We start from the raw sequence: 2,855 nt of genomic DNA, 5'->3' as shown, positions 1-2,855 counted from the left end.
CCCGGCACGGACAGCGGGACCCGTGCCGGTCGCGCCCCCGCCGGGGAGGTCGGGCCCCGTAGCGGCCGCGGGCCCCGTACCCGGCCGCGCGCCCGCCCACGGGGGCGGGACCGGCCCCGCCCCCGCCACGGACGGCGGGTTCGGCCTCGCCCCGTGGCGCCTTCCGCCGCCGCGCCGTGCTCCCGGCGCGCAGCGGCAGCCCCGCGTCGCGCGCCCCCGCGCCCTCCTCGACGCCGTTCCCCGTACGAGGCGCCGCGCGCCCGCCGTCCGTCGCCCTGTCGTCCCGCGCCCCCGTCTTGGCGCGGCTCTCCCTCGCCGCGCCCCGTTCTCCCTCCGTCACGACGCGCGCCGCCGCCGCCCGGTCCCGCTCGCCGGGGCGCGGGAACCCCGCCGCAGGGCCGCGCGGCCCCGGACGCGGAGGCTCGGGCCTGGAGCGGGGCCCGGGCTGCGACGGGGTCGGGGACTCGGAACGGGGCGGGAACTCGGAACGGGCCGGGGACTCGGAACGGGGCCGGGAGCCGGAATCGGGCCTGGGCTCGGGTCGCGGCCCGCGCGGGGCGGGCGCGACCGGGAAGGCGAGTTGCCGGGCGACGCGCTGCCGGGCGCGGGGCGGCGCGGGCACGGTGGCCGTCCGCTCGGACACCGGGAGCCGCAACTGCTCCGGCGCCTCGTGCCGCCCGCCGCCGCTCCCCTCCTCCTCGCGCCGGCTCTCCGGTCGAGGGGTTGCGGCGTCACCGCTGGGCGTGTGGGCCATGGCGTACCTCCTCCGTCCTGGAGCGCTCCGCTCCCTGTCACCGTGACCGCGTGTGCCCCCATCCTCGCTTCCCGCACTGACAATCACCCCTGAGCTGGACATTCACTCCGATCGGGGGACACGCGCGCACGTGATTCCCGCCCCGCCCGCTCCCCTCCCCCCGTGGGCCGCTCCCCGGCGGGGGCGGGCCGGGCCTGTGAGAATCGGTGGCATGGACAGCAGCAGCACCGGTGAGGAGCGGCGGCGGGCGACGCGGCACAAGCTCTACGACGCCGCCGTCACGCTCCTCGCGGAGCAGGGTTTCTCCGCCACGACCGTCGACCAGATCGCGGAGCGGGCCGGGGTCGCGAAGGGCACCGTCTACTACAACTTCCGCAGCAAGGCGGGGCTCTTCGAAGCGCTGCTGCGGCACGGCGTGGGGCTGCTGACGGCGGCTCTGCGCGAGGCGGCGGAGCGGACGGGGGCGGCGGGCGGCGGCCCGGTCGCCGCGCTGGACGCGATGATCCGCGCGGGCCTCGTCTTCATCGAGCGCTATCCGGCGTTCACGCAGTTGTACGTGGCGGAGCTGTGGCGCACGAACCGGGCCTGGCGGGAGACGCTCGGTGTCGTGCGGCAGGAGGTGGTGGCCGTCGTGGAGGGCGCGCTCGGCGCGGGGGTCGCCGCCGGCGAGCTGAGCGAGGAGATCGACGTCCCGCTCACGGCCGCCGCGCTCGTCGGCATGGTCCTCGTCGCCGCGCTCGACTGGCAGGCGTTCCAGCCGGGGCGCTCGCTCGACGAGGTGCACGGGGCGCTGTCGCTGCTGCTGCGCGGACGGGTCGCGGGACGCCCCGCCTGACGGCGGCACGGAAGCGGCGGCACAGGGGGACGGCGGCGGCGGTGTGGGAACGGCGGCCCGTCCCTCACCGGAGTGAGGGGACGTGCCGCCCCAAGGGGCCCCGCCCGGTTCCGCCGCCCCGTGTCGGCGGTACCGGGGCGAGGGGCCCCCGATCCGTCCACCACTGTGCCGTCCGCGCAGGTCGGGGCCCATCCGTCGGCGTACTCAAGACGGGTGCTGAGTAGGAGTACTCAGGGATGGGGCGGAGCACCCTGGCGGATTCCCGCGCCACTGCCCGGACCGGCTCCGGACGGGGCGCGGGAGGGGGCTTTGGACGGGGCACCCCGCGAGTCCGGGACAGGGCGCGGGGCGGCTGAGGGGGCCGGATAAAGTCGCCGGCATGGCACGGATTGTGGTGATCGGCGCGGGGCTCGGCGCCATGGCGGCGGCGGCCCGGCTCGCGATCGCGGGGCACCAGGTGGTGGTGCACGAGCGCGGCCCGACGTACGGGGGCGCGCTCGGCACGTACGCGCGCGACGGTTTCCGCTTCGACACGGGGCCCGGGCTCCTGACGCTGCCCGCCGTGTACCGCGACCTGTTCGTGAAGACGGGGCGCGCCCCGCTGGAGGACCGGCTCGTCCTGGAGCAGGTGGACCCGGCCGCGCGCCATGTCTTCGCCGACGGAACGGAGTTCGCGCTGCCGAACGCCTCGCGCGGGGGTGTCGCGCAGGCGCTGGACGCCGCGCTCGGTGCGGGTGCGGGCGCGCGGTGGACGGACTTCCTCGGCCGGGCGCGCGAGGCCTGGGACCGTACCCGCCGCCCGCTCCTGGAGGAGACCCAGTGGCCCAACTGGCAGGTCCTCGCGGAGCGCGAGCCCTACCCGGCGCCGCCCGTGCGCAGGCCGCTGCGCCGCGAGCGGCGGGCGCGCACGCTCGCCGAGGTGGGTGAGCTGGAGCTGCGCGAGCCCCGCCTGCGGGCGCTCCTGGAGAGTTACGCGCTGGCCGCCGGGCTGGACGCGGAGCGGGTGCCGGCGAGCGCGGCCGTGCTGCCGTTCATCGAGCACACCTTCGGCGTCTGGGCGGTGCGCGGCGGGCTGCGGGCGCTCGCGGACGCGGTGCACGCGCGGTGCGTCGAGCGGCGGGTGGAGTTCGTGTACGGCTCGGAGGTGACGCGGATCGCCGAGAAGGACGGGCGCGCGGCCGGGGTGGAGCTGGCCGACGGCTCGTTCGTGGCGGCCGAGCACGTCGTGGCGGGGGTCGCCCCGGCGGTCCTCGCGCGGCTGCTCGG

Annotated in this window: 2 protein-coding genes; both read left to right on the top strand. The window is 78.1% G+C overall.

Annotated elements, in window-relative coordinates:
- Positions 1 to 965: 965 nt before the first annotated feature.
- Complete coding sequence (locus SSBG_RS22920; RefSeq protein ID WP_008748448.1) at positions 966 to 1,589, top strand: TetR/AcrR family transcriptional regulator; 624 nt, start codon at positions 966 to 968, stop codon at positions 1,587 to 1,589.
- A 379-nt stretch (positions 1,590 to 1,968) separates the two neighbouring features.
- Positions 1,969 to 2,855 (top strand): phytoene desaturase family protein (locus tag SSBG_RS22915; protein ID WP_008748447.1); only part of this gene is annotated, 887 nt, incomplete at its 3' end.

This window comes from Streptomyces sp. SPB074 (genome assembly GCF_000154905.1).
In the GTDB taxonomy this organism is placed as follows: Bacteria; Actinomycetota; Actinomycetes; order Streptomycetales; family Streptomycetaceae; genus Streptomyces.
The sequence above is the reverse complement of the archived record's forward strand: the minus strand, read 5'-3'. Positions and strand labels throughout refer to the sequence as shown.

What these genes read in the sequence shown, in the direction of transcription:
- SSBG_RS22920 (WP_008748448.1), top strand. Translation starts at nt 966, where the DNA reads ATGGACAGCAGCAGCACCGGTGAGGAGCGGCGGCGGGCGACGCGGCAC.